Origin of the sequence: Sphingomonas faeni, from assembly GCF_040407565.1 — a bacterium.
Lineage (GTDB): Bacteria > Pseudomonadota > Alphaproteobacteria > Sphingomonadales > Sphingomonadaceae > Sphingomonas > Sphingomonas faeni_F.
The window spans coordinates 291331-318322 of sequence record NZ_JAPZPR010000001.1 but is presented as its reverse complement, the minus strand read 5'-3'; the positions used below and the strand labels follow the sequence as shown (position 1 = coordinate 318322).

Annotated in this window: 26 protein-coding genes; 11 read left to right on the top strand and 15 right to left on the bottom strand. The window is 67.0% G+C overall.

Annotated elements, in window-relative coordinates; genetic code table 11:
• Positions 1-4: 4 nt before the first annotated feature.
• From O6Y00_RS01210 to hrcA, 3 genes are all read right to left on the bottom strand, one after another.
• Positions 5-1228 carry a threonine synthase gene (locus O6Y00_RS01210; RefSeq protein WP_353440848.1) on the bottom strand — a complete coding sequence of 408 codons (1224 nt, stop codon included), beginning with the start codon at positions 1226-1228 and terminating at the stop codon, positions 5-7.
• Between the two features lie 178 nt (positions 1229-1406).
• Positions 1407-1946 (bottom strand): nucleotide exchange factor GrpE, encoded by a 540-nt coding sequence (gene grpE / locus O6Y00_RS01205; RefSeq protein ID WP_353440847.1) that lies wholly within the window; start codon positions 1944-1946, stop codon positions 1407-1409.
• 25 nt (positions 1947-1971) lie between these two features.
• Positions 1972-3015, bottom strand: coding sequence for a heat-inducible transcriptional repressor HrcA (gene hrcA, locus O6Y00_RS01200; RefSeq protein WP_353440846.1), 1044 nt, complete (start codon positions 3013-3015; stop codon positions 1972-1974).
• A gap of 245 nt (positions 3016-3260) precedes the next feature.
• Here hrcA and rph point away from each other — a divergent pair, with 245 nt between their 5' ends.
• Positions 3261-3977, top strand: coding sequence for a ribonuclease PH (gene rph / locus O6Y00_RS01195; RefSeq protein ID WP_353440845.1), 717 nt, complete (start codon positions 3261-3263; stop codon positions 3975-3977).
• Complete coding sequence (gene rdgB, locus O6Y00_RS01190) at positions 3974-4609, top strand: RdgB/HAM1 family non-canonical purine NTP pyrophosphatase (protein ID WP_353440844.1); 636 nt, start codon at positions 3974-3976, stop codon at positions 4607-4609. The genes rph and rdgB overlap by 4 nt, the downstream gene beginning before the upstream one ends.
• 129 nt (positions 4610-4738) lie before the next feature.
• Here the strand turns inward: rdgB and O6Y00_RS01185 are convergent, their stop codons facing one another.
• Together O6Y00_RS01185 and O6Y00_RS01180 are read right to left on the bottom strand one after the other, a co-directional pair.
• Positions 4739-5449, bottom strand: a complete 711-nt coding sequence (locus tag O6Y00_RS01185) for an EAL domain-containing protein (protein WP_353440843.1) — start codon at positions 5447-5449, stop codon at positions 4739-4741.
• 162 nt (positions 5450-5611) lie between these two features.
• Positions 5612-6169, bottom strand: coding sequence for a CAP domain-containing protein (locus O6Y00_RS01180; RefSeq protein ID WP_353440842.1), 558 nt, complete (start codon positions 6167-6169; stop codon positions 5612-5614).
• Between the two features lie 31 nt (positions 6170-6200).
• On the opposite strand from O6Y00_RS01180, the gene hemW reads away from it, so the two are divergent.
• Positions 6201-7385, top strand: a complete 1185-nt coding sequence (hemW, locus tag O6Y00_RS01175; protein ID WP_435368570.1) for a radical SAM family heme chaperone HemW — start codon at positions 6201-6203, stop codon at positions 7383-7385.
• Between the two features lie 32 nt (positions 7386-7417).
• Here the strand turns inward: hemW and O6Y00_RS01170 are convergent, their stop codons facing one another.
• The gene (locus O6Y00_RS01170) at positions 7418-8632 is read right to left on the bottom strand and encodes a penicillin-binding protein activator (protein WP_435368569.1); all 1215 of its coding nucleotides are present in this window, start codon (positions 8630-8632) and stop codon (positions 7418-7420) included.
• Positions 8633-8642: 10 nt separating this feature from the next.
• On the opposite strand from O6Y00_RS01170, the gene rsmI reads away from it, so the two are divergent.
• From rsmI to O6Y00_RS01150, 4 genes are all read left to right on the top strand, one after another.
• Positions 8643-9488 carry a 16S rRNA (cytidine(1402)-2'-O)-methyltransferase gene (rsmI, locus tag O6Y00_RS01165; RefSeq protein WP_353440841.1) on the top strand — a complete coding sequence of 282 codons (846 nt, stop codon included), beginning with the start codon at positions 8643-8645 and terminating at the stop codon, positions 9486-9488.
• A gap of 48 nt (positions 9489-9536) precedes the next feature.
• A complete protein-coding gene (locus O6Y00_RS01160) occupies positions 9537-9938 on the top strand; it encodes a YraN family protein (protein ID WP_353440840.1) in 402 nt (133 codons plus the stop codon).
• 199 nt (positions 9939-10137) lie between these two features.
• A complete protein-coding gene (gene gshB / locus O6Y00_RS01155; RefSeq protein WP_353440839.1) occupies positions 10138-11091 on the top strand; it encodes a glutathione synthase in 954 nt (317 codons plus the stop codon).
• Positions 11092-11252: 161 nt separating this feature from the next.
• The gene (locus tag O6Y00_RS01150; protein WP_353440838.1) at positions 11253-11852 is read left to right on the top strand and encodes a DedA family protein; all 600 of its coding nucleotides are present in this window, start codon (positions 11253-11255) and stop codon (positions 11850-11852) included.
• On the opposite strand, the gene O6Y00_RS01145 is transcribed toward O6Y00_RS01150, so the two are convergent.
• The gene (locus O6Y00_RS01145; protein ID WP_353441380.1) at positions 11849-12718 is read right to left on the bottom strand and encodes a tyrosine recombinase XerC; all 870 of its coding nucleotides are present in this window, start codon (positions 12716-12718) and stop codon (positions 11849-11851) included. The genes O6Y00_RS01150 and O6Y00_RS01145 overlap by 4 nt on opposite strands.
• A 94-nt stretch (positions 12719-12812) precedes the next feature.
• Here O6Y00_RS01145 and O6Y00_RS01140 point away from each other — a divergent pair, with 94 nt between their 5' ends.
• Positions 12813-14276 (top strand): sensor domain-containing diguanylate cyclase, encoded by a 1464-nt coding sequence (locus tag O6Y00_RS01140; RefSeq protein WP_353440837.1) that lies wholly within the window; start codon positions 12813-12815, stop codon positions 14274-14276.
• A 60-nt stretch (positions 14277-14336) separates the two neighbouring features.
• Positions 14337-16508, top strand: coding sequence for a primosomal protein N' (locus O6Y00_RS01135; protein WP_353440836.1), 2172 nt, complete (start codon positions 14337-14339; stop codon positions 16506-16508).
• Positions 16509-16679: 171 nt separating this feature from the next.
• Here the strand turns inward: O6Y00_RS01135 and O6Y00_RS01130 are convergent, their stop codons facing one another.
• The 6 genes from O6Y00_RS01130 to O6Y00_RS01105 form a co-directional block, all read right to left on the bottom strand.
• Positions 16680-16934, bottom strand: a complete 255-nt coding sequence (locus O6Y00_RS01130) for an ATP synthase F1 subunit epsilon (protein WP_353440835.1) — start codon at positions 16932-16934, stop codon at positions 16680-16682.
• 133 nt (positions 16935-17067) lie between these two features.
• Positions 17068-18552, bottom strand: a complete 1485-nt coding sequence (atpD, locus tag O6Y00_RS01125) for a F0F1 ATP synthase subunit beta (protein WP_056055325.1) — start codon at positions 18550-18552, stop codon at positions 17068-17070.
• A gap of 4 nt (positions 18553-18556) precedes the next feature.
• The gene (locus tag O6Y00_RS01120; protein WP_353440834.1) at positions 18557-19138 is read right to left on the bottom strand and encodes a hypothetical protein; all 582 of its coding nucleotides are present in this window, start codon (positions 19136-19138) and stop codon (positions 18557-18559) included.
• The gene (locus O6Y00_RS01115) at positions 19135-20028 is read right to left on the bottom strand and encodes a F0F1 ATP synthase subunit gamma (protein WP_353440833.1); all 894 of its coding nucleotides are present in this window, start codon (positions 20026-20028) and stop codon (positions 19135-19137) included. Before O6Y00_RS01115 ends, O6Y00_RS01120 begins: the two co-directional genes overlap by 4 nt.
• A 162-nt stretch (positions 20029-20190) precedes the next feature.
• Positions 20191-21720: a F0F1 ATP synthase subunit alpha gene (gene atpA, locus O6Y00_RS01110; protein WP_055873607.1), complete on the bottom strand. Its 1530-nt coding sequence runs from the start codon at positions 21718-21720 to the stop codon at positions 20191-20193.
• A 4-nt stretch (positions 21721-21724) separates the two neighbouring features.
• Positions 21725-22279: a F0F1 ATP synthase subunit delta gene (locus O6Y00_RS01105; RefSeq protein WP_060527190.1), complete on the bottom strand. Its 555-nt coding sequence runs from the start codon at positions 22277-22279 to the stop codon at positions 21725-21727.
• Between the two features lie 273 nt (positions 22280-22552).
• On the opposite strand from O6Y00_RS01105, the gene O6Y00_RS01100 reads away from it, so the two are divergent.
• Complete coding sequence (locus tag O6Y00_RS01100) at positions 22553-23230, top strand: dienelactone hydrolase family protein (protein WP_353440832.1); 678 nt, start codon at positions 22553-22555, stop codon at positions 23228-23230.
• Between the two features lie 266 nt (positions 23231-23496).
• On the opposite strand, the gene O6Y00_RS01095 is transcribed toward O6Y00_RS01100, so the two are convergent.
• Positions 23497-24342: an oxidoreductase gene (locus O6Y00_RS01095; RefSeq protein WP_353440831.1), complete on the bottom strand. Its 846-nt coding sequence runs from the start codon at positions 24340-24342 to the stop codon at positions 23497-23499.
• A 113-nt stretch (positions 24343-24455) separates the two neighbouring features.
• On the opposite strand from O6Y00_RS01095, the gene ada reads away from it, so the two are divergent.
• Positions 24456-25508, top strand: coding sequence for a bifunctional DNA-binding transcriptional regulator/O6-methylguanine-DNA methyltransferase Ada (gene ada, locus O6Y00_RS01090; protein ID WP_353440830.1), 1053 nt, complete (start codon positions 24456-24458; stop codon positions 25506-25508).
• On the opposite strand, the gene O6Y00_RS01085 is transcribed toward ada, so the two are convergent.
• Positions 25484-26986 carry a S1C family serine protease gene (locus tag O6Y00_RS01085; protein ID WP_353440829.1) on the bottom strand — a complete coding sequence of 501 codons (1503 nt, stop codon included), beginning with the start codon at positions 26984-26986 and terminating at the stop codon, positions 25484-25486. The two genes, ada and O6Y00_RS01085, sit on opposite strands and share 25 nt — an antisense overlap.
• Between the last annotated feature and the right edge of the window lie 6 nt (positions 26987-26992).

Genomic DNA, 26992 nt, shown 5'->3' with positions numbered 1-26992 from the left:
CCGCTTACAGCGCGTCGAAATCGATAGGTCGTGTTCTATCAAGCGCTTGCGGCGCTTCGGGCATCGGATATTTCAGTCCGGTCGCGCAGTTGAAAAGAACGACCTTGTCGTCCTCGTCGACCAACCCGGTGTTCAACGCCTGATGATACGCCGCCAGCGTCGCGCCGCCCTCGGGACACAGCAGCAGCCCATCCTGCTTCGCCGCCGCATCGACCGCCTTCAGGATCGCCGGATCGCCGACCGCGAGCGCCTGCCCGCCGCTCTCGCGTACCGCGCGGAGGATCAGGAAGTCGCCGACCGCCTTCGGCACGCGAATGCCCGCCGCGACGGTGCTCGCATCCTCCCAACGCTCGGCATGCTCCTCGCCCGCTTCGAACGCGCGGACGATCGGCGCGCACCCGCTTGCCTGCACCGCGAACATCTTCGGGCGCTCCGAGCCGATCCAGCCGAGCTTCTCGAGTTCGTCGAACGCCTTCCACATCCCGATCAGCCCGGTGCCGCCGCCGGTCGGGTAGAAGATCGCATCCGGCAGTTTCCAGTCAAACTGCGCGGCGAGTTCGAGCCCCATCGTCTTCTTGCCCTCGATTCTGTAGGGCTCCTTCAACGTCGAGAAATCGAACCAGCGGCCTTCCGCGGCGCCCTTGCCGACGATCGCGCCGCAATCGTCGATTAGGCCGTTGACCCGCCAAACCCGCGCGCCCTGCATCGCGATCTCGCGGACGTTGATCTCGGGGGTGTCGTCGGGGCAAAACACGATCGTCTCGATCCCGCACCGCGTCGCGTAGGCCGCCAGCGCGGCGCCCGCATTGCCGTTAGTCGGCATCGCGATCTTCGTGACGCCCAGTTCCTTCGCCATCGCGACGGCCATGACGAGACCTCGAGCTTTGAAGCTACCGGTCGGGAGGCGGCCTTCGTCCTTCACGAGCACGTTGGGGCCGCCTGACTTGGTCAGCGGCACAAGCGGCGTCTCGATCTCGCCAAGGCTGACGATGTTGGACGTGTGACGCACGGGAAGCAGTTCGCGCCACCGCCACAGGTCGGTCGGCCGCGCCTCGATCGTGTCGCGCGAAATCGTCGATCGCACCGCGTCGAGGTCGTAGCGGACAAGCAACGGTCGTCCGGCGCGCGACAGCCCATGAAGCTGGTCCGCCTCATACCGCTCGCCGGTGATCGAGCATTCGAGATGCGTAACGAAGGTCTGGCGATCGGTCGTGAGGTTCTGGTTCATGGACTGACTTTCAAATCCTCCCCTGCAAGGGGAGGGGGACCAGCGCAGCTGGTGGAGGGGGCGTGCCGCGTTCGAAACGCTCGACGCAGGCCCCCGGCCGCAGATGGTACGCGGGAGGTGAGCCCCCTCCACCACCACGCAAGCGCGTGGCGGTCCCCCTCCCCGTTCCGGGGCGGATTCAGCCCGCCTTGGCGACGCCGACCATCGCGGGACGCAGCAGACGGTCCTTGATCATGTAGCCCGCCTGCATTTCCTGGACGATCGTCCCGGCAGGCTGGTCGCTCGGCACTTCGAGCATCGCCTGGTGCTTGTTCGGATCGAGCATCTGGCCCTCCGCCGCGATCTTGGTGATGCCGTGGCGCTGGAACACGCTTTCGAGCTCGCGACCGGTCGCTTCGAGGCCAGTGACGAGGCCCTTCATCTTGTCGTCCGCACGCAAATCGGCCGGGATAGCCGAAAGGCCCCGCGACAGGTTGTCGGCAACCGACAGCACGTCGCGCGCGAATGCGGTCGCGGCATAGGCGCGGGCGTCCTGCGCTTCCTTTTCGGCGCGGCGGCGGACGTTCTGGATCTCGGCCTGCGCGTAGAGGACGTTCTGCTTGGCCTCGGCGAGCTGGTTTTCCAGCTCCGCGACGCGGTCGTTCGACGCCACTTCGGGCGCGGCTTCGGCGGTCTCTTCGCGCAGGTCGGCAGGGGCGTTCTGGTCGGTCTCGGACATGGTTTTCCCTATAATTTGGGCCGGCTCAACCCATCAACCGGGCGAGCGTTGCAGCCGTGAAATCCACCATGGGCACGACGCGCGCATAGTTCAACCGCGTCGGGCCGATGACACCGACCACGCCGACCACCCGGCCGTCCAATCCGCGGAAGGGTCTGGCGATCACCGAAGACCCTGACAATGCAAACAATTTGGTCTCCGCACCGATGAAAATCCGGGTCGAATCACCGGCCCGCGCACTGTCCAAAAGCGATGCGACTTCCTGCTTTCCCTCCAGATCGTCGAGCAGGTCGCGGACCCGGTCGAGATCGGCGGCGGCGGCGGCATCGATCAGCCGCCCCTGCCCGCGCACGATCAGCACCGGGCGACGATCCGCATCCTCGCTCCACACCGCGATGCCGCGCTCGACCAACGTCCGCGCGGCGCCGTCGAGTGCCGCCTGCCCATCCGCCAGTTCGCGCTCGATCCGGGTCCGTGCATCTGCCAGCGTCAGGCCGCCGAGCGTCGCCGACATGTAGTTGCCCGCCTCGACCAGCGCCGACGGCGACATGCCCTTCGGCAGCGCGATCACGCGGTTCTCGACCGAGCCGTCCTCGCTGACCAGCACCGCGAGCGCCTGCTCGGGCGACAGCGCGACGAACGCGATCTGGCGCAGCTTCAGTTCGCGTTTCGGCACCATGACCAGCCCAGCGCATGCCGACAGCCCCGACAGCGCGAGCGTGGTGGCGGCCAGCGCCTCCTCGACCGGGCCGCCAACACCGGCGCGTGCCTCGATCGTCTGGCGTTCCTCGAAGGACGGCTCCATCGCCTGCATCATGCCGTCGACGAACAGCCGCAAGCCCCTGTCGGTCGGCATGCGGCCGGCGCTGGTATGCGGGCTGGCGAGCAGGCCGAGACCTTCCAACTCGCCCATCACGCCGCGAATCGAGGCGGGCGAGAGGCTGAGGCCGGCAAGCTGCGCGATCGTCTTCGACCCGACAGGCGTACCGCTGGCGAGATAGCTGTCGACCACCGCACGAAAAATGTCGCGCGCGCGATCGGTCAGTTCGGTGACGGGGGGCGTGGCCATCGCTTTGATCTAGGGCGGATCGCGCGTCCTACAAAGGGGAATGCGCGCCGCCACCACCCGCCCCACACGCCGTCATCATGACGAAAGTCAGGATCCAGAGCCATGGAGGACAGCACTCGGCTACTCTGGATCCTGACTTTCGTCAGGATGACGGGGTCTTTCGTCAGGATGACGGGGAAGGCTGGCGAGCGACCAAACGAAAGGCTAGGCAGCGGGCAACCACTCACTCCCGTTAGGATAAGACTATGCGCCCATCCGGCCGCGCCCCAGACCAGATGCGTGCGATCACGATCGAGCCGCGCTTCACCAAGCATGCCGAAGGTTCGGTCCTGATCGGCTTCGGCGACACGAAAGTGCTCGTCACCGCCAGCGTCGAGGAGAAGGTGCCGCCGTTCATGCGCGGCAAGGGCGAAGGCTGGGTGACCGCCGAATACGGCATGCTCCCGCGCGCCACCAACACGCGCAACAACCGCGAGGCCGCCAAGGGCAAGCAGTCGGGGCGCACGCAGGAAATCCAGCGGCTGATCGGGCGTAGCCTTCGCGCGGTCGTCGACCTGAAGCTGCTCGGCGAGCGCCAGATCGTGATCGACTGCGACGTGATCCAGGCGGATGGCGGCACGCGCACCGCGTCGATCTCGGGCGGCTGGGTCGCACTCCGGCTCGCGATCGACGGTCTGCTCGCGAGCGGCAAGCTGACCGCCGACCCGCTGACTCAGAAGGTCGCGGCGATCAGCTGCGGCATCTACCAGGGCAACCCGGTGCTCGACCTCGACTATATCGAGGATTCGGGCGCGGATGCGGATGCGAACTTCGTGCTGCTCGAAAACGGCAACATCGCCGAGGCGCAGGCGACCGCCGAGGGCGCGACGTACGACGAGGAGGAGCTGCTCCGTCTGCTCCGCCTCGCGCGGATCGGCTGCACGGACATCTTTGCGGCGCAGGCGAAAGCGGTCGCCAAGTGAGCGGCGAAGGGAAGGAGCCGCAGGCGATCCGTAAGCTGCAACCCGGCAAGCTGGTCATCGCTAGCCACAACAAGGGCAAGGTCCGCGAGATCGCGGCGTTGCTCGAAGGGCGTGGGCTGGAGGTCGTCTCGGCCGCCGAGCTAGACCTGCCCGAGCCGATCGAGACGGGCACCACCTTCTTCGCGAATGCCGAACTCAAGGCGCGCTCGGCGGCCGACCTGTCGGGCTATCCCGCGCTCGCGGACGATAGCGGGCTTTGCGTCGACGCACTGAACGGCGATCCAGGCGTCTACACGGCGGATTGGGCGGAAACGCCGACCGGTCGCAACTGGATGATGGCGATGCAGAAGGTCGAGGACGCGGTCGTCGCCAAGGGTCCGGAAGCAACGCGCGGCGCGCATTTCGTCAGCGTGCTGGCGCTGGCGTGGCCCGATGGTCACGTCGAGTGGTTCGAAGGCCGTGCCGAGGGCACGCTGACCTGGCCGCCGCGCGGCAATGTCGGATTCGGCTACGACCCGGTGTTCGTGCCGCTGGGCTACGACCAGACCTACGCCGAACTCCCCCACGAAACGAAGAACGCGATCAGCCACCGGAACGAGGCGTTCAAGCTGCTCGAAGCCGCGGTGTTCTGAAAAGCTGGCGGCGGGGATCCTGCCTCCAGCTTCTCGTCATCCTGACGAAAGTCAGGACCCAGAGCCATTAAGGGCACCGCCCGTTACTCTGGATCCTGACTTTCGTCAGGATGACGGTGGAGATGTGGTTCAGACTGCTAACGCCTGCTTCACCGGCCACGTCACCGCGGGCAGCGCCTCGAACGCAGGTTTCGCCAGCAGATAGCCCTGAATATACCGCACGCCGAGACCCCGCAGCGCCTCGAACTCGCCGAGCGTCTCGACCCCCTCGGCGATCACCGTGATTCCCAGCGCCGTACACATCCGCAGCATCCCCTCGACGATCATCCGCCGCGGCAGGCTCGTGTCGATGTCGCGGATCAGTTCCATGTCGAGCTTGATGATGTCCGGCTGGAACCGCGCGAGTAGGTTCAGCCCCGCATGTCCCGCGCCGAAATCGTCGAGCGCGGTGCCGAACCCCATCTTCTGGTAGGTCGCGATGATGTTCGCAACGTGCGCGGGGTCGAGCATCTCCTCGTTCTCGGTGAACTCGAAGATCAGGCGATCGGTCGGCATACCGACGGCAGCCGCAGTCTTCAGCGTCAACTGGATGCACGCCGCCGGCGAATAGACCGCGTTGGGGAGGAAATTGATCGACAGCCGCGCGGGCGTATCGAGCAGCCCGGCCTTCACCGACGCCTCGATCGCACGCACCCGGCATTGCTGGTCGAACGCATAGATGGTCGCGGCGTCGACCTGGCCCAGCACGCTTGCCGCCGACTGCCCCTCGGGACCACGGACCAAGGCCTCGTACGCGAACACCGTCTCGGTCTCGATATCGACGATCGGCTGGAATGCCATCGAGAAGGCGAACGTCAGGCCCTTGCCGTCACGGCATCCGGCACAACCGCCTTGGCGAGGCGAAACGGGCTCAGTTAGTGAATTCATTAAAGCAGGTTAGCCGCGAACCGTTTAATAAAGTGCGACCAAATTGACGAATGATCCCACCCAACTTGATATCGATCAGTACGCCTTTTCGCCGAACACATTTCCCGGCGGCGCGTAGCGACATACCAGATAATCGTCCGTCCTGTTGCTCGCCATCGCGCAGCCGACCTGGGTCGAGCCGCGCCAGACGATCTGCGTGTAATGCGCGACATCTTCATAGTTGCCGGTACGGCTGAACGTCGGAGTCGGCAGGTTGACGAAATCGCGCTGCTCCGCGACCCAGTGCCCCATCATCTCGCGGTATTCATAGGCATAGCGCGTGCCGGTCCACAGGTTCTCGCCTTCGCGGGTCATGCCCTGCGGTTGCGGCGCGTGCGCGAACTTGCCGGTCCGCGCCATCTGCTCGGCATAGGCACGCGCAGTCGTCGCCAGCGTATCGCTCCACGTAAGCGGCGCCACGCCGACCGCGGCGCGCGCGGCATTATGGCCGTCGATCATCGCCGTCTTGAGCAGACTCGCCCCACGCGGCGCAGGCGTCTGCGTCTCGCGGCGCTCGACCACCCGCTCGGGGCCTTGTGCGCACCCCGCCACGGCCAATGCTGCCGCGACCGCCAAACTCCACCGACCCGTCATTGCGCTTCCTTCCGCCGCCGCGTGCGACCATATGCGCGAGATAATGCCCGTCTTCGAAACACCAAGCCCCCGGCCCGATCCCCCAGGCGACCTCGCGCTCTACGTCCACTGGCCCTTCTGCGTGTCGAAATGCCCGTATTGCGACTTCAACAGCCATGTCCGCGACGAGGTCGATCAGGCCGCGTGGCGCGCCGCGCTCCTGACCGACCTCGCGCACGAAGCGAGCGTCCTGCCCGGGCGCAAGCTCCAGTCGATCTTCTTCGGCGGCGGCACGCCCTCGCTGATGCCCCCCGCGACCGTCGCGGCGGTGCTCGATGCGGCGGAGAAGGCCTGGGGTTTCGCGGATGGGATCGAGATCACGCTGGAGGCGAACCCCTCCTCGGTCGAGGCGGCGCGGTTCGCCGATCTGGCGAGCGCCGGGGTGAACCGCGTTTCGCTCGGACTGCAATCGCTGGACGATACGGCGTTGAAGTTCCTCGGCCGCGCGCATGACGTGAACGAGGGACAGGCCGCGCTCGCCACCGCGCAGAGCGTGTTTCCCCGCGTCAGTTTCGACCTGATCTATGCGCTGCCCGGCCAGCGGCTCGACGACTGGCGCGCAGAACTGGCGCGCGCGTTGAGCCTCGGGACGGAACATCTTTCGCTGTATCAGCTGACGATCGAAGCCGGCACGCGGTTCGCGACCGAGGCTCTGGCGGGACGGATCGTGATCCCCGACGGTGATTCGGCCGCCGACCTCTTCGAGGCGACGCGCGCCGATACCGCCGCGGCAGGATTGCCCGCATACGAGACCTCGAACCATGCGCGGCCAGGGGCGGAGAGCCGCCACAACCTCGCGTACTGGCGGTATCAGGACTACGCAGGGATCGGGCCGGGCGCGCACGGGAGGCGCGGCGGGCTGGCAACGGTGCGGCGGAAGAAGCCGGAGAACTGGCTGGCCGCGATCGAACGCAACGGCCACGGAATGGAAATCGAGGATCCGTTGACGCCGTCGACGCGAGCGACCGAGGCTTTGTTGATGGGGTTGCGGTTGGCGGAAGGCGTGGATCTGGACCGGATCACCGCGCTGAACGCGGGCGTGGTACCGGTCGATCTGGCGGCGGTGGCTCGGTTGGAAACACTCGGGCTGATCGTGCACTCGCCGGGCCGGTTGCGCGTCACCGAGGCGGGCGCGTTGCTCCTCGACGCGATCCTGCCCGAGATCGTTACCGCCTAGGCTTGTTCACCCGCGAAGGCGGGTGAACACGCTTACTGCCCGAACCCGGTCGGCGCAGGCGACACCACCGTGGTCGTGCCGCCACGAATTTCCTTCACCTCCAGCGCGCGCTCGGCGACGTTGTCCTTGCCGAAGCGGAAGGCGCCGTCGATGCCGGCGAACCCATCGCCGTCGCGCAGGCGATTGACCGGGAACGGCGTACCCGGCTTCCAGTCGCGCGCGATCCGGACGGTGAGCAGAACCGAATCATAGCCGAGGCTCGACAGGCGATATGGCCCCGCGCCGAACCGCGCGCGATATTTGGCGGCGTATTGGCGATACAGCGTGTCCGACACGCTCGCATACCAGGCCCCGTTGAGCGCAGGCTTGGCGGCGATCCCCGCATCCGAATTCCACAGCTCCGTGCCTAGGATCCGCGTCGAAGCGCCGCCGCCGCGTTTGACCAGCGCCGCCGCCGAGGCCGCATTGCTGCCGCTGTCGGCGATCAAAACCGCGTCGTAGGGCGCCTTGGCCGCAAGCCGCGTCACCGCCGCCGATACCCCACCGGGACCCCGCGCGTAGGTCTGGAGCGAGACGACCTGGCCGCCTGCGCTCTCGACCGCGCGGAGGAACGCGGTCGACGCGCGCTCGCCATACAGCCCGTTGGGGACGAGCCCGGCAAAGTTGGTGACGCCGCGCTCCTTGGCGAAATCGACGACGCGCGCGACCGACTGGGTCGGCACATAGCCCATCAGATACGCGCCGTTGCCCGCCACGCCGAGATCGTTGGAGAAGCTCAGCACCGGCACGCCCGCCGCCTTCGCGATCGGTGCGACCGCGCGGACGTCGTCGGCGAGCAGCGGCCCGAGGATCAGCTGCGCGCCCTCGGCGATCGCGCGCTGCGCGGCGGCGGCAGCACCGGTCGCGGTGTCGTAGTTGGTGATCCGGACGCGCTGGTTCTGCGTGTCGAGCAGCGCCAGCATCGTCGCGTTGGCGATCGAGGTACCGACGCCGGCGTTGCTGCCCGACAGCGGCACGAGCAGCGCGACGCGATTGCGCTCGGCATCGCGCGGGATGCCGGTCTCGACGCCGATATTGGGACGATCGGCGGGACGCGTGGTCGGGCGCTGCTGCGATGGCTCGACGGGACCGCGCGGGACGATCGTCTGGCACGCGCCGAGCAGGCACGCCGCGGCAAGCGTCGCCCATCGCCCGAATGTGCCCATCGAAAGCGTGCCGGATTGCCCAATCGTCGTCGCGTCTGCCATGACCATCCCCATGAACCCTGAAACTCTTCTCGATCCCGGCCTCTACATCGTCGCGACCCCGATCGGCAATCTTGGCGATCTGTCGCCGCGCGCCGCCGACATCCTGCGAAGGGCCGACGTGATCGCGGTCGAGGACAGCCGCGTGACCGCCGGCCTGCTCCGCCACATCGGCACGAAGACTCCGATGGTGCCGTATCATGATCACAGCGCGGAGGGCGTGCGCCCGGCGCTGATCGCGCGGATGGCGACGCAGGCGGTGGCCTTGGTGTCGGATGCTGGGACGCCGCTGATTTCGGATCCCGGTTTCAAACTGGTGCGCGACGCGCGGGCGGCGGGGCATCTGGTGGTGACGATTCCGGGGCCGTGCGCGGCGGTGGCGGCGCTGACGCTGGCGGGGCTGCCGACCGACCGGTTCCTGTTCGTCGGGTTCCTGCCGTCGAAGATGCACGCGCGGGCTGAGGCAATCGCGGAGGTGGCGACGATCCGCGCGACGCTGGTAATGTATGAATCGGGGCCGCGGCTCGGCGCATGCCTCGCGGCGCTGGCGGAAGGGCTCGGCGACCGCGAGGCGGCGGTGACGCGCGAGATCAGCAAGAAGTTCGAGGAGGCGGTGACGGGGACGCTCTCGACGCTCGCCGCGCGCTATGCGGATGCGCCGCCGCGGGGGGAGATCGTCATCGTCGTCGCGCCACCGGGCGAGGCGCCGCCGGCGAGTGCGGAGGATGGGGATGCGGCGCTGATCGAGGCGTTGACCCGCCTGTCGACCGGCCAGGCTGCGAGCGAGGTGGCGAAGAAGCTCGGGCTCGATCGCAAGGCGCTGTATGCGCGGGCGCTGGAATTGAAGCCCAAGCCCTGATCTCCCCTCCCGCTTGCGGGAGGGGTCGGGGGAGGGCATGCCACGGACGTGCCGCCCCCGCCCTCCCCTAACCCCTCCCGTAAGCGGAAGGGGAACACGCAGGACCGAAAGGCTGCGGAGGCGACCGGACGTCGCGGCGAGCGCTTGGCTGGGTGGTGGCTGCGGCTGAAGGGGTGGAGCATCCTCGATCGCCGAGTCCGCACGCCCGCCGGCGAGGTCGACCTCGTCGCGCGAAAGGGAAACTTGATCGCCTTCGTCGAGGTAAAAACCCGCGCGACGGCCGCCGAACTCGACTTCGCGATCGACGAACGCCGCCTCGCGCGCGTCGCAGCGGCCGCAGAGTATCTGATGCCGCGCTACGCCGGACCCGGCGACGATATCCGCGTCGACGTCATCCTGCTCGCCCCCGGCACCCGCCCGCGCCATATCGAGAATGCCTGGATCGGGTGATGCCTCGACCATTCGTGGCGAAACCTCGCAAACCTTCCGTCATCCTGACGAAAGTCAGGATCCAGAGCCACGAAGCGATGCCCCTGACCATCCTGGATCCTGACTTTCGTCAGGATGACGGGGGTAAGCGTGCCACGTCACCCGATGACTTAACGCACGCCCGCGCCTACATGCGCTCGACCGAACAGAAGGAAGACGCATGAGCCTCACCGTCGCCGTCCAGATGGACCCGCTCGACAGCATCAACATCGCCGGCGATTCGACGTTCGCGCTGATGCTGTCGGCGCAGGACCGTGGCCATATGCTCTTCCACTACTCCGCCGAGGACCTGAACTACCGCGACGGCAAGGTCTGGGCGAAGGCGCATCCGGTCACCGTGCAGCGCGTCGTCGGCGATCACTTCAGCGTCGGCGAACCCGTGAGCCTCGATCTCGGCGACGAGGCGGATGTCGTCCTCATGCGCCAGGATCCCCCGTTCGACCTCGGCTACATCACCGCGACACACCTGCTCGCGCGGATCGCCGACAAGACGCTTGTCGTGAACGATCCCGCGCAGGTGCGGAATGCGCCCGAGAAGGTGTTCGTCCTTGATTACCCGCAGTTCATGCCGCCGACTTTGGTCACGCGCTCGCTGGACGAAGCGCGGAAATTCCTCGCCGAGCACGGCGCGATCGTCATCAAGCCGCTGCACGGCAATGGCGGCAAGGCGATCTTCAAGGTCGAGTCGGACGGCGCGAACCTGTCGGCGCTGATGGAGGTCTTCAACATGACGTGGCGCGAGCCGCACATGGTGCAGGCGTTCCTCCCCGACGTCGCGAAGGGCGACAAGCGCATCGTGCTGATCGACGGCGAAGTCGCGGGTGCGATCAACCGCCTGCCGGGCGAAGGCGAAATCCGCTCGAACCTCGCGGTCGGCGGGTCGGCGGAGAAGTCGGTGCTGACCGACAAGGAGCGCGAGATCTGCGCGGTGCTCGGGCCGGAACTGAAGAAGCGCGGGCTGCTGTTCGTCGGGATCGACGTGATCGGGGGGACTTGGCTGACCGAGATCAACGTGACCTCGCCGACCGGAATCGTCGCGATCTCGAACTTCGATGGGACCGATGTCGCGGGCATGATCTGGGATGCGATCGAGGCGAAGGTGGCGGCTCGGTAGGCATCGAACACCACCCCGGCGGAGGCCGGGGTCCAATTGGAAAGGTTGCAGTAACGGCGCGCCGTCCTCCGTCATAACCGTCCCCCAATTGGGCCCCGGCCTTCGCCGGGGTGGTATGATGCCGCGGAACCCATCCGGCGTCCCGGCAGTATCTGACATCCATGACCGCCTTCATCCTCGATCTCATCGCCTGGGGCGGATATTTCGGTATCTTCCTGTTGATGGCGCTCGAGAATATCGTCCCGCCCGTCCCGTCCGAAGTCATCATGGGGCTTGGCGGCATGGCGGTGGCGCGCGGCGACATGAGCGTCGTGCCGCTGATCGCCTGGGGCACCGCGGGCTCCGTGGTCGGCAACTACTTCTGGTATTATATCGGCCGCAACATCGGCTACCAACGCTTCCGCCCGTTCATCGAGCGCAGCGGCCGCTGGCTGACGATGGAATGGTCCGACGTTGAGAAGATCCACCGCTTCTTCATGAAGCGCGGCGGCTGGGTGATCTTCGTGTTCCGGTTCATGCCGACCTTCCGCACCGTCATCTCGCTGCCTGCGGGAATGACCCGCATGCCGATCTGGCAGTTCGTCATCTGGACCGCCGCGGGCAGCGCGATCTGGAACACCGTGCTGGCCTATGCAGGCATCATGCTCGGCTCGCATTTCGAAGAACTCGATCGGTATGTCGGGCCGGTCGCAGTGGCGACGTTCGCCGTCATCATCGTCGGCTATGTGTGGCGGGTCGTCACGTGGAAGCCGAAGGATTAGGCGCGCGGATGGGCGTTTCGATACACGTCCATCAGGTGCGCGGCATCGACCTGCGTATAGACCTGCGTCGAACTCAAGCTCGCATGGCCGAGCAGTTCCTGCAGCGCACGCAGATCCGCCCCGCGACCCAGCAGATGCGTCGCGAAACTATGCCGCAGCGCATGCGGCGTCGTCCGCTCCCCCAGCCCGAGCCGCGCGCGCGCCGCCTGCACCGAGCGGCGGATCATCACCGGCGACAGCGGTCCGCCCTTGGCCCCCCGGAATAGCGGCGCGGCACGCACGACCGGCCACGGCGTCTGCACGACATAGGCGTCGATCGCCGCGCGCACTTGCGGCAAGACTGGCACGATCCGCGTCTTGGCCCGCTTGCCCGTCACGCGGATCGTCTCGCCTACCGGCAGGACGTCACCCGTCAACGCCACCGCCTCGCCGATGCGCAGGCCGGCGCCGTAGAGCAGCAGCAACACCGCCCAATCGCGCGCGCCGATCCACGGCTCCGCGGCGACGTCAGCCACCTCCTCCGCGAGCGCGATCGCCTCGGCCGGCGAGATCGGCCGCGGTACCCCCGCCTTGACGCGCGGCCCCCGCATCCGAGGCTGCTCCGCGCCCGCATTGGCCCAAGCGAGAAAGCCGCGCACCGCCGACAATTCGCGTGCCGCCGACGCATTGCCCAAGCCGGACTCGCGACGCTGCGCCAGATACGCCCGCAGGTCCGCCGCGGTCACCCGCGCCAGCGCCGCACGGTCGATCCGCTCGCCCCAGTGACCGCCCAGAAACGCCGTCAGTCGCTCGGCTGAGGCCCGGTACGCACGCACCGTATGGACCGAACGCCGACGGTCGCGCGCAAGGTGTTCGGCCCACAGCATCGCGGGCGGCAGGAGCGTTGTCTGCGTCACGGCGTGGACAGTAACGCATTCGGCAGGCAAAGAAAATTAACCCCGAACCGATATCAAGAATCGCATGTCGCCAGCCGATCTCGTCACCAATGCGTTTACGGATGAAGCGCGGCGCTTGGCGGCGCTGGACGCGCTGGCGCTGCTCGACACCGAACCCGAGCGTGAATTCGACGCGCTGGTCGCGGTGGCCGCGGAAATGCTCGGTTGCCCGATCGCCCTGTTGTCGTTCATCGACGGCAATCGGATCTGGATCAAGGCAGCGGATGGCTGCGAGCGCGGCGAGATCTTTCGCGACATCGGCATGTGCAACGTCACGATCCGCGGGGAGGGACCGCTGGTGATCGACGATCTGGCGCTCGATCCGCGGTTCGACGAAAACCCGTTGGTCAGGGCCGCCGAGGGCGCGCGGTTCTATGCCGGCGCGCCGGTCTTCGCGATCGACGATCGGGGCGATCGCCAGCCGGTCGGCTCGCTGTGCGTCATCGATACGGCGCCGCGCACGCTGGACGCCGCCGGCCAGCGCGCACTGGCACACCTCGCGACTTTGACCGAGGCGATGATCGCCGCTCGCGCCGCAGCCCACACGGCGATCGAGATCGCGACGACCGCCGATCGGCAAGCCGCGACCCTTGCACGCCAGGATCGTATCTTCCGCCAGGCCGAGCGGATGGCGGCGATGGGATCGTGGCGCGTGTCGCTCGACGGCGACGACACGCTGCAATGGTCGGACGGCGTCTATCATATCCACGGACTTCCGGTCGGCGACCAGCCCTCGATGTCCGTCGCGATGGCGTTTTATCCGCCACACGCGCGCGACCAGATCACGGCGGGGCTGAACACCACGATCGAGACCGGTACGCCGTTCGACCTGGAGGTCGACTTCGAGACCGCACAAGGCGAGGCACGCCGTGTTCGCGTCTTCGGCGAGAGCGAAACGGTCGATGGAAAGGTGATAGCACTGGTCGGCGTGTTCCAGGACGTCACAGAGCGGCACGCGCTCGAAACCACGCTGCGTCGCTCCGCCGACACCGACTCGCTGACCGGCATCGCCAATCGTGCGGCGTTCGACCGCATGCTCGACGCTGCGATGACCAGGTCGCACGCCGACCGGACGCCCTTGTTGCTGGCCTTGGTCGATCTCGACGGCTTCAAGGCGATCAACGATACCCTCGGCCATACCGCGGGCGACGACGTCCTGCGCGGCGTCGGGCGAGTGCTGCAGTTACCGTGGCTCAGGGGCAGCTTCGCGGCGCGACTTGGCGGCGACGAGTTCGGAATCATCATCGAGGATACCGACTTGACCGCGAACCCGCGTCATATCCGCGAGCGGCTCGAGGACGCGCTGCGCTTTCCGATCGCACTCAACGGGTTGGCGATGGTCAGCGCCGGCACTGTCGGCATCACCGCGCTGGAACCGGACTGTCATTCGATCCGCGATTTCTTCCATCTCGCGGACACCGTGCTTTACAAGGCAAAGCGGACACGGGTCGGCGAGCGAAGGCGTTCGGCTACCCGCAACGCAGCCTGACACGGGCGGGCGAGCTTAGGCGGTTCACGCAAGCGCGATCTGCCCCCATATACGAACACGATGTCGTCCCGCGCCCGTGTCCTGATCCTAAACGCCGCCCTCGGGCCGCTCGACTACCGCGTGCCTGCTGGCATGGAGGTCGGACCGGGCTCGATCGTGGTCGCGCCGCTGGGGCCACGGCAGTTGCTCGGCGTGGTGTGGGAGGCTGAGCGGATGCCGTCCGACGCCGAGGTCGGCGACAACCGGTTGCGCAACCTGCTCGCGGTCGCCGACGTCCCGCCGCTGGGGGCACCGCTACGGCGGCTGGTGGAGTGGACCGCGGATTATTACCTCGCACCGGCGGCGTCGGTGTTGCGGATGACGCTGGCGTCGACGTCGGCGCTGGAGGGCGCGCGGACCGCGGTTGAATATCGCGCGACCGGCGTCGTGCCGCCCCGACTCACCCCGCAGCGCGAGCAGGCGCTGGAGCGGATCGGCGATCGTCAGGGGCTTATCCGTGAACTCGCCACGACCGCGAACGTCAGCGACGCGGTGATCCGCGGGCTGGTGAAGGTCGGCGCGATCGAGGCCGTCGAGGTCAGCCTGGACAGCCCCTACCCCATCCCGGATCCGGCGCATCACGAGCCGGTCCTGTCGGAGGATCAGCGCGCGGCGGCGGACGCGCTGGTCGCGGGGGTGGCGGAGCATGTGTTCCACCCGACCTTGCTCGACGGCGTGACCGGTTCGGGCAAGACCGAGGTCTATTTCGAGGCGGTCGCACAGGCGATCCGCGACGGGCGCCAAACACTCGTCCTGCTCCCCGAGATCGCGCTGACCGAACCGTTCCTGAAGCGCTTCCACGATCGGTTCGGGTGCGAGCCGATCGCGTGGCATTCGGGGCTGCGCTCGACCCAGCGGCGGCGGGCTTGGCGGGCGATTGCCAGTGGTGAGGCATTGGTGACGGTGGGCGCGCGGTCGGCGCTGTTCCTGCCGTACCGCGATCTCGGGCTGATCGTCGTTGACGAGGCGCACGAGACGAGCTTCAAGCAGGAAGAGGGCGTGCACTATCATGCGCGCGACGTCGCCGTGATGCGGGGCAAGTTCGAGGGCTGCCCGGTCATCCTCGCCTCCGCCACGCCGGCAATCGAGACGCGGCAACAGGTGGTGACCGGGCGGTATGCGGAGCTGAAGCTGCCCGGTCGGTTCGGCGCGGCGGAGATGCCGACGATCGAGCCGATCGACCTGATCAAGGAACCGCCCGAGCGCGGTCGCTGGCTCGCCCCGCGGCTCGTCAAGGCGATGCAGGAAACGCTGGAGCGGCGCGAGCAGTCGCTGCTGTTCCTCAACCGCCGCGGCTATGCGCCGCTGACCTTGTGCCGGACGTGCGGGCACCGGTTCCAGTGCCCGAACTGCACCGCATGGATGGTCGAGCATCGGCTGACGCGGCGGCTCGCCTGTCACCATTGCGGACACATCGAGCCGACCCCGCGCGTGTGTCCCGAGTGCAAGGGCGAGGATACGCTGGTCGCCTGCGGGCCCGGCGTCGAACGCATCGCGGACGAAGTGACGGCGCTGTTCCCCGAGGCGAAGACCGCGGTTGTCACGTCGGACACGATCTGGTCGCCGGCGAAGGCGGCGGAGTTCGTCGGGCGGATGGAGGCGGGCGATATCGACATCGTCGTCGGCACGCAACTGGTGACGAAGGGCTATCACTTCCCCAACCTTACTTTGGTCGGCGTGGTCGATGCGGACTTGGGACTCGACGGCGGCGACCTGCGCGCGGCGGAACGCACGTTCCAGCAGATCCGGCAGGTGTCGGGCCGTGCGGGGCGCGGCGAGAAGCCGGGGCATGTGTTCATCCAGACGCACAGCCCCGGGGCGCAGGTCATGCAGGCGCTCATCACCGGCGATGCGGATGCGTTCTACGCGGCGGAGACCGATGCGCGGAAGGATGCGGGGGCGCCGCCGTTCGGGCGCTATGCTGCGATCGTGGTATCGTCTGAGGACCAGGGGTGCGCGCACGATACGGCGAAGCTGGTGGGGCGGAGTGCGCCCGAGGTCGAGGGGATGCACGTCTACGGCCCCGCGCCGGCGCCGCTGGCGATGTTGCGCGGGCGGCATCGGTATCGGCTGCTGGTCCATGCGCGGCGGGCGCTGGATGTGCAGGACGTCATCCGGGATTGGCTGGGGAAGCTGGACTGGCCGTCGAAGGTGCGAGTGACGGTGGACGTCGACCCGTATAATTTCTTGTAGCGTTGGCCGTCACGCTCCACCCCTCCCGTCATCCTGACGAAAGTCAGGATCCAGGGTAACAGAGGGTGGCGTTGCGTGGCTCTGGGTCCTGACTTTCGTCAGGATGACGATACTGGGCGGCGGCCACCGCTAAATCTCGTGTTCAGGCGGCGCCGATATTTCTCCGGTCGCTTACTCGCCCGCGTGTTCGGCGAGGACAGTCAGACCCTTGGCGTTGACCTCGGCGAAACCGCCCTTGATCGCGATGACCTCGGGGGTGCCGTTCTGCGTGCGGAAGATCTGCACGCCGCCGTCGCGGACCGTCGACATGAAGGGCGCGTGGCCTTCGAGGACGCCGAAATCGCCTTCGGTGCCGGGGACGACGACCATGTAGACCTCCTCCGAGCGGACGAGCTTTTCTGGCGTGACGAATTCGAAATGCAGCATGTCTTGGTCTCACTCCCATCCCGCATGCGGGAGGGGCCGGGGGTGGGCTCGCGCTAACAGCGTCGCGCGACGTGGAGAGCGGGTGCCCACCCCCCAGCCCCCTCCCGCTAGCGGGAGGGGGAGCAGTTAGAAGTTACGCCTCGGAAGCCATCTTCTCGGCCTTGGCGACGGCTTCGTCGATGCCGCCGACCATGTAGAACGCCGCCTCTGGCAGGTGATCATATTCGCCCTCGACCACCGCCTTGAACGACCGGACCGTATCCTCGAGCTGGACGAACTTGCCGCTGATGCCGGTGAAGACCTCGGCGACGTGGAACGGCTGGCTCAGGAACTTCTGGATCTTCCGCGCCCGCTGGACGGTGAGCTTATCCTCTTCGCTCAGCTCGTCCATCCCGAGAATCGCGATGATGTCCTGCAGCGACTTGTACTTCTGCAAGGTCGACTGAACGGCACGCGCGGTGTCGTAATGCTCCTGGCCGACGACGCGTGGCTCGAGCAGACGCGAGGTCGAATCGAGCGGATCGACTGCCGGGTAGATGCCCAGCTCCGAGATCGCACGGTTGAGGTTGGTCGTCGCATCGAGATGCGCGAACGACGTCGCAGGTGCCGGATCGGTGAGATCGTCTGCGGGAACGTACACCGCCTGCACCGAGGTGATCGACCCCTTGTTGGTCGACGTGATGCGCTCCTGCAGCGCGCCCATGTCGGTCGACAGCGTCGGCTGATAGCCCACGGCCGACGGGATACGACCGAGCAGGGCCGAAACCTCGGCGCCTGCCTGCGTAAAGCGGAAGATGTTGTCGACGAAGAACAGCACGTCCTGGCCTTCGACGTCGCGGAAATACTCGGCGATCGTCAGGCCCGACAGCGCGACGCGGGCACGCGCGCCTGGCGGCTCGTTCATCTGGCCGAACACGAGCGCGACCTTCGAGCCTTCCGACTGCGGATTGCCATCGGCATCCTTGGCGATGACGCCCGCGTCGAGAAATTCGTGGTACAGATCGTTACCCTCGCGGGTACGCTCGCCGACGCCCGCGAACACCGAGGTGCCGCCATGACCCTTGGCGATGTTGTTGATCAGCTCCTGGATCAGCACGGTCTTGCCGACGCCGGCGCCGCCGAACAGGCCGATCTTGCCGCCCTTGGCATACGGCGCGAGCAGATCGATGACCTTGATGCCGGTGACCAAGATTGCGCTCTCGGTCGACTGGTCGACGAACAACGGCGCCGAGGCGTGGATCGGGGCGGTCGTTTCTGCGCCGACCGGGCCACGCTCGTCGATCGGCTCGCCGATGACGTTGAGGATGCGGCCGAGCGTCTTCGGGCCGACCGGCACGCGGATCTGCGAGCCGGTGTCGGTGACGGTCTGGCCGCGGGTCAAACCCTCGGTGGCGTCCATCGCGATCGTGCGAACGGTGTTCTCGCCGAGATGCTGCGCGACTTCGAGGACGAGCCGGTTGCCGTTGTTGTCGGTTTCGAGCGCCGACAGAATGGCGGGCAAATTGTCGGGGAAATGCACGTCGACGACGGCACCGATCACCTGCGAAATGCGGCCGGTGTTGTTCGTGGCCTTCGAGCTGCCCTCGGTCGGGCGGATGTCTTCAGCGGCGGTTGCCATCACACTATCCTTGGGTCTTGTTGTTGGCCGGGCTGGTAGCCGGAGAACGGGTAAAAGTCACGTCCACGCGGCGAGGCGTGGTGTTGGTAGCAGGGACGATCGCAACCTTGGCGGGCGCCGCATCGAGCGGCTGGCCAAGGCGGATCGCCCGCAAGAGGTCGGGCGACGCCTTGATCTTGAAGCGGCCGAGAAACTCGCCGACGGTCTGCGCGAGCCGCATCCGTGCAGTGGTCGCATCGACCGGGTCGGTCAGCGTCATCGTATAGGCCACGGTATCGATCGCCGCAGCGGTCTTGCCGGTAACAGCGACCGAGGTCGTGTTGGGCTTGGCCGCGTTGGAATTGGAGAACATCCGCGGCTGGCCGGTCGCGGTGAAGCCACCGTCCTTTGCCGCATAGTCGCCCAGCGCGAAGCCCGCCTGGTTGATCGCGCCGATCGTCTCCTGCGGGGAGGCGAACAGGCGGTCCCAGCCCGACAGCATCGCGACGGAGGCGGTCTGCGCCGCCTCCTGCTCGCGCACCGACGGTGCCGGCTTGCCGCAGCCAGCCAGCATCACAGTCAGGGTCAGGGCGACCGCGACCTTCATTTCAGCGCTTCGGCACCCGAGATGATCTCGACCAGTTCGGTCGTGATCGCGGCCTGACGCGTGCGGTTATACTGGATCGACAGACGCGTGATCATGTCGCCGGCATTGCGCGTGGCGTTATCCATCGCGTTCATGCGCGAGCCCTGCTCCGACGCAGCATTTTCGAGCAGCGCGCGGAAAATCTGGATCGCGACGTTGCGCGGCAGGAGATCGGCGAGGATCGCTTCCTCGTCAGGCTCATACTCGACCACGGCCTCTGCTGGCGCACCCGGCTTGGCTTCCGCGCCGGGGATCGTCGACAGCGGGATCGGGATGATCTGGATGCCGGTCGGGACCTGCACCAAGGCCGATACGAACTTCGCGTAGAACAGGTGCGCGACGTCGAACTGGCCTTCGCCGAAGCGCTTGATCAGGTCTTCGGAAATTTTTTGCGCGTCGCTGAACGCGAGACGCTTGATCTGGCCCATCTCGTGATCGGCGAGGATGTCGTTCGGGAAGAAGCGCTTGATCACGCGCCCCTTCTTGCCGGCGACGTAGAACTTAACGGTCTTGCCCGCCGCGATCAGCTCCTCGGCCTTGCGACGTGCCGCACGGACGATGTTGGTGTTGAAGGCGCCCGCGAGGCCACGCTCCGACGTCGCGATGACGATCAGGTGGACCTGGTCCTTGCCGGTGCCCGCGAGCAACGGCGAGGCGCCCGGCGCGATGCCGACACGCCCCGCGAGGCTCGCCATCACCGCTTCGAGACGCTCGGCATACGGACGCCCGGCGACCGCCGCGTCCTGCGCACGGCGCAGCTTCGCAGCGGCGACCATCTTCATCGCCTTGGTGATCTTCTGCGTCGACTTCACCGAGCCGATGCGGATCTTGAGGGCCTTAAGTGATGCCATCTTCTCTTCCTGCTCCCTCGCTCCTCACAGAGGAGGGTCGGATTACACGCTCTGCTCCCTCTCCCCTGCGGGGAGAGGGTCGGGGTGAGGGGCAGTTGCAAAGCGCAACGCCCGGTACAACCCCTCAACCCAACCCTCTCCCCGCAGGGGAGAGGAAGCTAATCAAGCAAACGTCTTCGCGAACGCTTCGAGCGCTGCCTTCAGCTTGTCCTTCGCCTCGTTACCCAGGTCGCGGGTATCGCGGATCAGCTTCAGCACGTCGGCATGGTTCGCGCGCATGTCGGCCAGCAGCGCCTGCTCATAGCGGGTCACGTCAGCGACCGGCACCTTGTCGAGATAGCCGCTGGTGCCGGCGAAGATCGACACCGTCTGCTCCTCGAACGGCAGCGGCGAGAACTGTGCCTGCTTCAGCAGCTCGGTCAAACGAGCACCGCGGTTGAGCAGCTTCTGCGTCGACGCATCGAGATCCGACCCGAACTGCGCGAACGCCGCCATCTCGCGGTACTGCGCCAGCTCGAGCTTGATCGAGCCCGACACCTTCTTCATCGCCTTGGTCTGCGCGGCCGAACCGACGCGGCTCACCGACAGGCCGACGTTGATCGCCGGACGCACGCCCGAGAAGAACAGGTCGGTCTCGAGGAAGATCTGGCCGTCGGTGATCGAGATCACGTTGGTCGGGATGTACGCCGAAACGTCGCCCGCCTGCGTCTCGATGATCGGCAGCGCGGTCAGCGAGCCGCCGCCGTTCGCGTCCGACATCTTCGCCGCACGCTCGAGCAGGCGGCTGTGGAGATAGAACACGTCGCCCGGATACGCTTCACGGCCAGGAGGACGGCGCAGCAGCAGCGACATCTGGCGATACGCGACCGCCTGCTTCGACAGATCGTCGTAGCAGATCAGCGCGTGCATGCCGCGATCGCGGAAATACTCGCCCATCGCGACGCCGGTGTACGGCGCGAGATACTGAAGCGGTGCGGGGTCCGACGCGGTCGCGGCGATCACGATGGTGTATTCCATCGCGCCGTTCTCTTCGAGCGTCTTGACGAGCTGTGCGACCGTCGAGCGCTTCTGGCCGATCGCGACATAGACGCAATACAGCTTCTTCGACTCGTCGTCGCCGGCGTTGGCGATCTTCTGGTTGATGAACGCGTCGATCGCGACGGCGGACTTGCCGGTCTGGCGATCGCCGATGATCAGCTCGCGCTGGCCGCGGCCGACGGGAACGAGTGCGTCGATCGCCTTCAGACCGGTCTGGACCGGCTCGCTGACGGACTGGCGCGGGATGATGCCCGGTGCCTTCACTTCGACGCGGCTGCGCTCGGTGGTGTGGATCGGGCCCTTGCCGTCGATCGGGTTGCCGAGACCATCGACCACGCGGCCGAGCAGCTCCTTGCCGATCGGCACGTCGACGATCGTGCCGGTGCGCTTGACGATGTCGCCTTCCTTGATCTCGGAATCGCTCCCGAAGATCACGACGCCGACGTTATCGGCCTCGAGGTTGAGCGCCATGCCCTGCACGCCGTTCGAGAATTCGACCATCTCGCCGGCCTGGACGTTGTCGAGGCCGAAGATGCGCGCGATGCCGTCGCCGACGCTCAGCACCTGGCCGGTCTCGCTGACCTGGGCCTCGGTGCCGAAATTGGCGATCTGATCCTTGATGATCTTCGAGATTTCTGCGGCGCGGATATCCATTAGCTTAGCCCTTCATCGCGTGCGCGAGAGTGTTGAGACGCGTCTTGATCGACGAATCGATCATCTGGCTGCCGACGCGGACGACGAGTCCACCCAGCAACGATGGGTCGACGCTGAGGTCGACGGAAACTTCACGGCCGACGCGCTGGCGGAGCTGATGCTTCAGCTCGATCACCTGCTCGTCGGTCAGCGGATGCGCGGACGTCACCTCGGCGGCGATCTCGCCGCGATGCTGCGCGGCAAGTGTCCGGAACGCCTTGATGATCTTCGGCAGCGCGCCCAGCCGGTGGTTCTCGGCAAGCACGCCGAGGAAGCTCTTGGTGGTCGCATCGACGCCGAGCTCGTCGGCAACCGCAGAGACTGCCTTTACGGCAGCGCCACGCGAGACCATCGGGCTGACGGTCAGATTGCGAAAGTCCTCGGACTGCGCGAGTGCGTCGCGCACGTTCGCCAGGCTCGACTCGACCGCGTCGATCGTCTTCGCGTCACGCGCGAGTTCGAACAGGGCCAGCGCATAACGCCCGCCTAAGCTCGCTTGAATACCGCCGGATGTCTCCACGGAACCTCTATCCTCGCCTGCAACGAATAACCGACCCAAAGGAAGAGAGGGCGCGAAAGCACCTCTCCTGGGACGCGGCGCGGTTAGCATCGGGTTGTCGGATTGGCAACCCGGCGGGAGGGTCAGGGGGACGGGTTTGTGACTGTTTTGTCATTCACTCTCCGTCACCCCGGGCTTGTTCCGGGGTCCACCGCTCCGCTAACCCTACGGCTTGTTGCCGATGCGGCACGGTGGATGCCGGAACCAGTCCGGCATGACGGATAGGGAAACAGAATGACCGGCACGATGGAAACGATGACGATGTCCGACGGCGCGACCGTCGCGGTCTATCACGCACAGCCGACCGGCGAGCGCCGCGGCGGCGTCGTGCTGGTGCAGGAGATCTTCGGCGTCACCGACCACATCCGCGACCTGTGCGACGAATACGCCGCCGAGGGCTACGAGGTTCTAGCGCCGGCCCTGTTCGACCGCGAGCACCCCGGCTTCGAGGCGGACTATTCGGGCGAAGGCCTCGCGCGCGGCGTCGAACTCGCGCGGCAGCTCCATCCGTTCGAGCTTTCGCTGAAGGACGTCCAGACCTGCATCGACACGCTCACCCCCGCCGGGCCGGTGTTCGTGGTCGGCTATTGCTATGGCGGCTCGGTCGCGTGGTTCGCCGCGACCAAACTGCACGGCTTGGCAGCGGCCAGTGGCTATTACGGGAGCATGATCCCGGCCGCGGCGGACGAGGAACCGAAGGTGCCGGTGATCCTCCACTTCGGTCGCCACGACCACGGTATCCCAATGGACGGCGTCGAGCAGGTCATCGCCAAGGATTGGCCGAATGCGACGGTGTATGTCTACGAGGCGGGGCACGGGTTCAATTCGGATCGGCGGAAGGATTACCACGAGCCGAGTGCTGAGCTTGCCAAGCAGCGCACGCTGCACCTCTTCCGGGCCAACGGCGGCTGAGTCTCCCTTCCCAAATACTAACGCCACCCCGACGAAGGCCGGGGCCCAGTTGGGGGACGTTGCTAACGAAGGACGGCCCTTCGTTATTGCCACCTTTCCAACTGGGCCCCGGCCTTCGCCGGGGTGGTGCCTTGGCAGAAGTCCTCATCCAAGATCGCGCTAAAGACGTGGAGGCACCCCCTGCTTCCTTGTTCTCCCGCGAAGGCGGGAGCCCAGTCTGGGTCCCCGCCTTCGCGGGGAAACAACCCTCTGTCGCTCTCCCGAGATTACTCTCTTGGAAAATCGGCCCCCAGACTATCCGCCTTATGCGCCTCAATCTCCTTCAGCCGCTCGGCGAGCTTCGTCGTCACCGCATCATACCCCCAGGCCCCGAGAACCAGATGCCGTGGCGGGTTCGCATCCTCAGTCAGCGCGATCATCGCCTCGCCCGCGCGTACCGGGTCACCCGCCTGCGTCCCGCTCACCTCCCGCGTCCCGTCCAGGCGCTTGCCGGCCGTATCCGCATAGTCCGCAATCTTCACCGGCGTCTGCTTCAGCGACCGCCCAGCCCAATCCGTCCGGAACGGCCCCGGCTCGACACAGGTCACGTCGATCCCAAGCGGCTTTACCTCGGCCAGCAACGCATCCGACCAACCCTCGACCGCATGCTTCGACGCGGCATAATAGCCCGATCCCGGAAACCCGACCTGACCGGCAACCGACGTAATGTTGATGATGTTGCCGCTCTTCTGCCCCCGCATGATCGGCAGCACCGCCCGCGTCAGCGCGAACAACCCGAACACGTTCGCATCAAACTGCGCGCGGATTTCGGAGTCGACGCCCTCCTCGACCGACGCCTGATAGCCGTAGCCCGCATTGTTCACGAGCACGTCGATCCGCCCGAACTTGGCCTTGGCCTGCGCCACGGCATCGTCGATCTGCGCCTGCTCCGTCACGTCGAGTGACAGCGCAAGCGCACGATCCTCCGCGCCCTCCGCCACGTCGGCGACGCGGTCGGCATCCCGTGCAGTCACCACCGCCCGCCAGCCGCGCGCGAGGACGAGCTTCGCGAGTTCGCGACCGAAACCGGTCGAGCAGCCAGAGATGAACCAGACGGGGGTGTCGGAGGCCATGAGACATCTTTCGTTATGGGGTATGCACAAGAGAACGGCCGGGTCGGCGATTGGCTCCGCTTTGACCGCAAGCCACGGGATGCGCGCGCCGCGCGACCGGCTATACCGATCCCATGACCACCGTCCCTGCCCCCGACACCGACACCGCCTGGACCGCGTTCGAGCGCCGCGACCGCGCGTGGGACGGCCGGTTTATCGTCGGCGTGAAGACCACCGGCATCTACTGCAAGCCAAGCTGCCCCGCGCGCCACCCCAAGCGCGAGAACGTCACCTTCCACCCCGACGCAGCCAGCGCCCGCGCCGCCGGCTTCCGCGCATGCCTGCGCTGCACCCCGGACGACGTCGGCCGCGACCGCATCGCCGTCGCCGCCGCGGTCGCCCTTCTCGAAGCCGCCGAAGACCGCCTCTCGCTGGATCATGTCGCCGCCAAAGTCGGCTACGCGCCGCACCATTTCCACCGCCTGTTCAAGCGCGCCACCGGCATCACCCCCGCAGCCTATGCGCGCGCTTTGCGAGCCGGCCGCGCGGCCAACGCTCTATCGGAGGACTCGACCGTGACCGAAGCGATCTACGACGCCGGCTATTCCGCCCCCAGCCGCTTCTACGAGGCCGACGCCAAACGCCTCGGCATGCCCCCCAGCGCCTGGGCGCGGGGTGGCGAAGGCGTCACCATCCGCTGGACCACAGCCGACACGAGCCTGGGCGCGCTGTTCGTCGCCGCGACCGACAAGGGCCTGTGTCGCGTGTCGTTCGACGAAGACGCCGACGAACTCCGCCGCCGCTTCCCAAACGCAACGATCGAGCCGGGCGACGAAGCCCTCGCGGACCTGGCGGCGCACGTCGTCGCGGCCGTCGAATCCCCCGACCGCGACCAAGACCTCCCGCTGGACGTCCGCGGCACCGCCTTCCAGGAAGCGATCTGGCAAGCGCTGCGCACCATCCCGATCGGCGAAACCCGCACCTACAGCGAACTCGCCGCGCTGGCCGGCCGCCCCGCCGCGGTCCGCGCAGCCGGCACCGCATGCGGTCAGAACCCGGTATCGATCGTCATCCCCTGCCACCGCGCGCAGCGGATCGGCGGCGCACTAGGCGGCTATGCCTACGGGCTGGACCGCAAGCGCGCACTACTCGCCTCCGAGGCTCAGCGCGCCGACTTGCAGGAATAGACGAGCTTCTCGTTCGGCAGCGGCGGCAATACCGCACGCACCGCCGCCTGCTGCCCCGCAAGCCGGCCCAACGCGGCCTCATCCATGTTGCACACGTTCGGCACGACGCCCCGCGCAGTCCGCGCCGCTTCCATCCCCGCCGCCGACATCAGATAGCGCGTGTTCGAATACACGCGCGTCGCCGGATCGAACGACAGCACGGACACGGTCTGCTCGGCATCGGGCACCAGCACGCGGTCCCAGCGACCATTCGCGCCGATATATTGCGTCTTGCCATTCACACACCCCTTCGCACCCCAGTCGATCGGCACGTCCTCGCTCGACGAGATCGTGATCCGGCTGCGCTCCGGGATCAGCGTGCACATCAGCTTGCCGAGCGCCGCATCGGGCGTCGATATCCGCGTCTTGGGCAGCGCGGACAGCGGCACGTCGACCTCACCCGAAGGCCGCAGCACGAACACCACGATCGCGACCAGCACGCTCAGCCCACCGATACCCAGCGCCCAAACTGCCTGCCGCCGCTGGCCACGCGATTCGAGCAACCCCGCGCTCCCGATCACCAGCGCCCCTGCCACCAGCAGCAGCCCAGCAAGCGCCATCACGTTCTCCCGCGCCCGCCCCGCCTCGGTCCGCGCCTTCTCCAGCGCGACCTCGCGGGTCATCGCATCCTGCGTCGCGGCATCGCGCTTGGCGGAGGCCGCATCGGCGGACGCCTTCGCATCCGCGTCGGCGTCCTGCCGCAAGCGATCCTCGATCGACGTGCAGCCCGTCCCGATCGACGCATAAGGCTGTTTCGCATCGTGGAGGAAGCCCGCCAGCTCGGTATCCGCGATCGCGAACCCGAACGTCGAATCCCCCTCTTCGCCGCGCGTGATCGCCGAATTCACTCCGATCACCCGCCCGCAACGATCGAGCAGAGGACCACCCGAATTACCCCGCGCAATACTCGCCGTATGCAGCAGCACCTCGACGCTACTCAGCACGCGCCGCCCGGAGAGCACGCCCTCCGAGCGCACCGGCGTCATCGGCCGGATATAATCCGCCGCCGACCGCGCGGTCGCCAGGTCGACGTTGCCGGGGAAGCCGAGCGACACCACCGGATCGCCCTCGGTCATCGGCCCGGTATAGAGTGCGCTCGGCGGCAGGCGCGCGCCGGTGAACTCGATCAGCGCCAGGTCGCGCTGCGAATCATACGCGATCACCTTGCCCTGGTAGGATTTGCTGCCCTCGGTCGGGACGATGCCGACCACGACGTTGTCGGGATAACGCTCGGCGAGATCGACGACGTGCGCGTTGGTGACGATCCGGTTCGGCGCGATCGCGAAGCCGCTGCCATGGCCGAAGCCGACCACCTGGTCGTCAACCACCGCGATCGTCACGACGCGCACCACGCCGCGCCCGGTGGCGGCGATATCGTCCGCAGACGCGGAACTCGCCAACCCGAAAGTCAGCGCGAGGAGGAGTAGCAGGCGGATCATGCGCCG

What these genes read in the sequence shown, in the direction of transcription:
- O6Y00_RS01210 (WP_353440848.1), bottom strand. Translation starts at nt 1,228, where the DNA reads ATGAACCAGAACCTCACGACCGATCGCCAGACCTTCGTTACGCATCTC.
- grpE (WP_353440847.1), bottom strand. Translation starts at nt 1,946, where the DNA reads ATGTCCGAGACCGACCAGAACGCCCCTGCCGACCTGCGCGAAGAGACC.
- hrcA (WP_353440846.1), bottom strand. Translation starts at nt 3,015, where the DNA reads ATGGCCACGCCCCCCGTCACCGAACTGACCGATCGCGCGCGCGACATT.
- rph (WP_353440845.1), top strand. Translation starts at nt 3,261, where the DNA reads ATGCGCCCATCCGGCCGCGCCCCAGACCAGATGCGTGCGATCACGATC.
- O6Y00_RS01185 (WP_353440843.1), bottom strand. Translation starts at nt 5,449, where the DNA reads ATGGCATTCCAGCCGATCGTCGATATCGAGACCGAGACGGTGTTCGCG.
- O6Y00_RS01180 (WP_353440842.1), bottom strand. Translation starts at nt 6,169, where the DNA reads ATGACGGGTCGGTGGAGTTTGGCGGTCGCGGCAGCATTGGCCGTGGCG.
- hemW (WP_435368570.1), top strand. Translation starts at nt 6,201, where the DNA reads ATGCGCGAGATAATGCCCGTCTTCGAAACACCAAGCCCCCGGCCCGAT.
- O6Y00_RS01170 (WP_435368569.1), bottom strand. Translation starts at nt 8,632, where the DNA reads ATGGCAGACGCGACGACGATTGGGCAATCCGGCACGCTTTCGATGGGC.
- rsmI (WP_353440841.1), top strand. Translation starts at nt 8,643, where the DNA reads ATGAACCCTGAAACTCTTCTCGATCCCGGCCTCTACATCGTCGCGACC.
- gshB (WP_353440839.1), top strand. Translation starts at nt 10,138, where the DNA reads ATGAGCCTCACCGTCGCCGTCCAGATGGACCCGCTCGACAGCATCAAC.
- O6Y00_RS01150 (WP_353440838.1), top strand. Translation starts at nt 11,253, where the DNA reads ATGACCGCCTTCATCCTCGATCTCATCGCCTGGGGCGGATATTTCGGT.
- O6Y00_RS01145 (WP_353441380.1), bottom strand. Translation starts at nt 12,718, where the DNA reads ATGCTGTGGGCCGAACACCTTGCGCGCGACCGTCGGCGTTCGGTCCAT.
- O6Y00_RS01140 (WP_353440837.1), top strand. Translation starts at nt 12,813, where the DNA reads ATGTCGCCAGCCGATCTCGTCACCAATGCGTTTACGGATGAAGCGCGG.
- O6Y00_RS01135 (WP_353440836.1), top strand. Translation starts at nt 14,337, where the DNA reads ATGTCGTCCCGCGCCCGTGTCCTGATCCTAAACGCCGCCCTCGGGCCG.
- O6Y00_RS01130 (WP_353440835.1), bottom strand. Translation starts at nt 16,934, where the DNA reads ATGCTGCATTTCGAATTCGTCACGCCAGAAAAGCTCGTCCGCTCGGAG.
- atpD (WP_056055325.1), bottom strand. Translation starts at nt 18,552, where the DNA reads ATGGCAACCGCCGCTGAAGACATCCGCCCGACCGAGGGCAGCTCGAAG.
- O6Y00_RS01120 (WP_353440834.1), bottom strand. Translation starts at nt 19,138, where the DNA reads ATGAAGGTCGCGGTCGCCCTGACCCTGACTGTGATGCTGGCTGGCTGC.
- O6Y00_RS01115 (WP_353440833.1), bottom strand. Translation starts at nt 20,028, where the DNA reads ATGGCATCACTTAAGGCCCTCAAGATCCGCATCGGCTCGGTGAAGTCG.
- atpA (WP_055873607.1), bottom strand. Translation starts at nt 21,720, where the DNA reads ATGGATATCCGCGCCGCAGAAATCTCGAAGATCATCAAGGATCAGATC.
- O6Y00_RS01100 (WP_353440832.1), top strand. Translation starts at nt 22,553, where the DNA reads ATGACCGGCACGATGGAAACGATGACGATGTCCGACGGCGCGACCGTC.
- O6Y00_RS01095 (WP_353440831.1), bottom strand. Translation starts at nt 24,342, where the DNA reads ATGGCCTCCGACACCCCCGTCTGGTTCATCTCTGGCTGCTCGACCGGT.
- ada (WP_353440830.1), top strand. Translation starts at nt 24,456, where the DNA reads ATGACCACCGTCCCTGCCCCCGACACCGACACCGCCTGGACCGCGTTC.
- O6Y00_RS01085 (WP_353440829.1), bottom strand. Translation starts at nt 26,986, where the DNA reads ATGATCCGCCTGCTACTCCTCCTCGCGCTGACTTTCGGGTTGGCGAGT.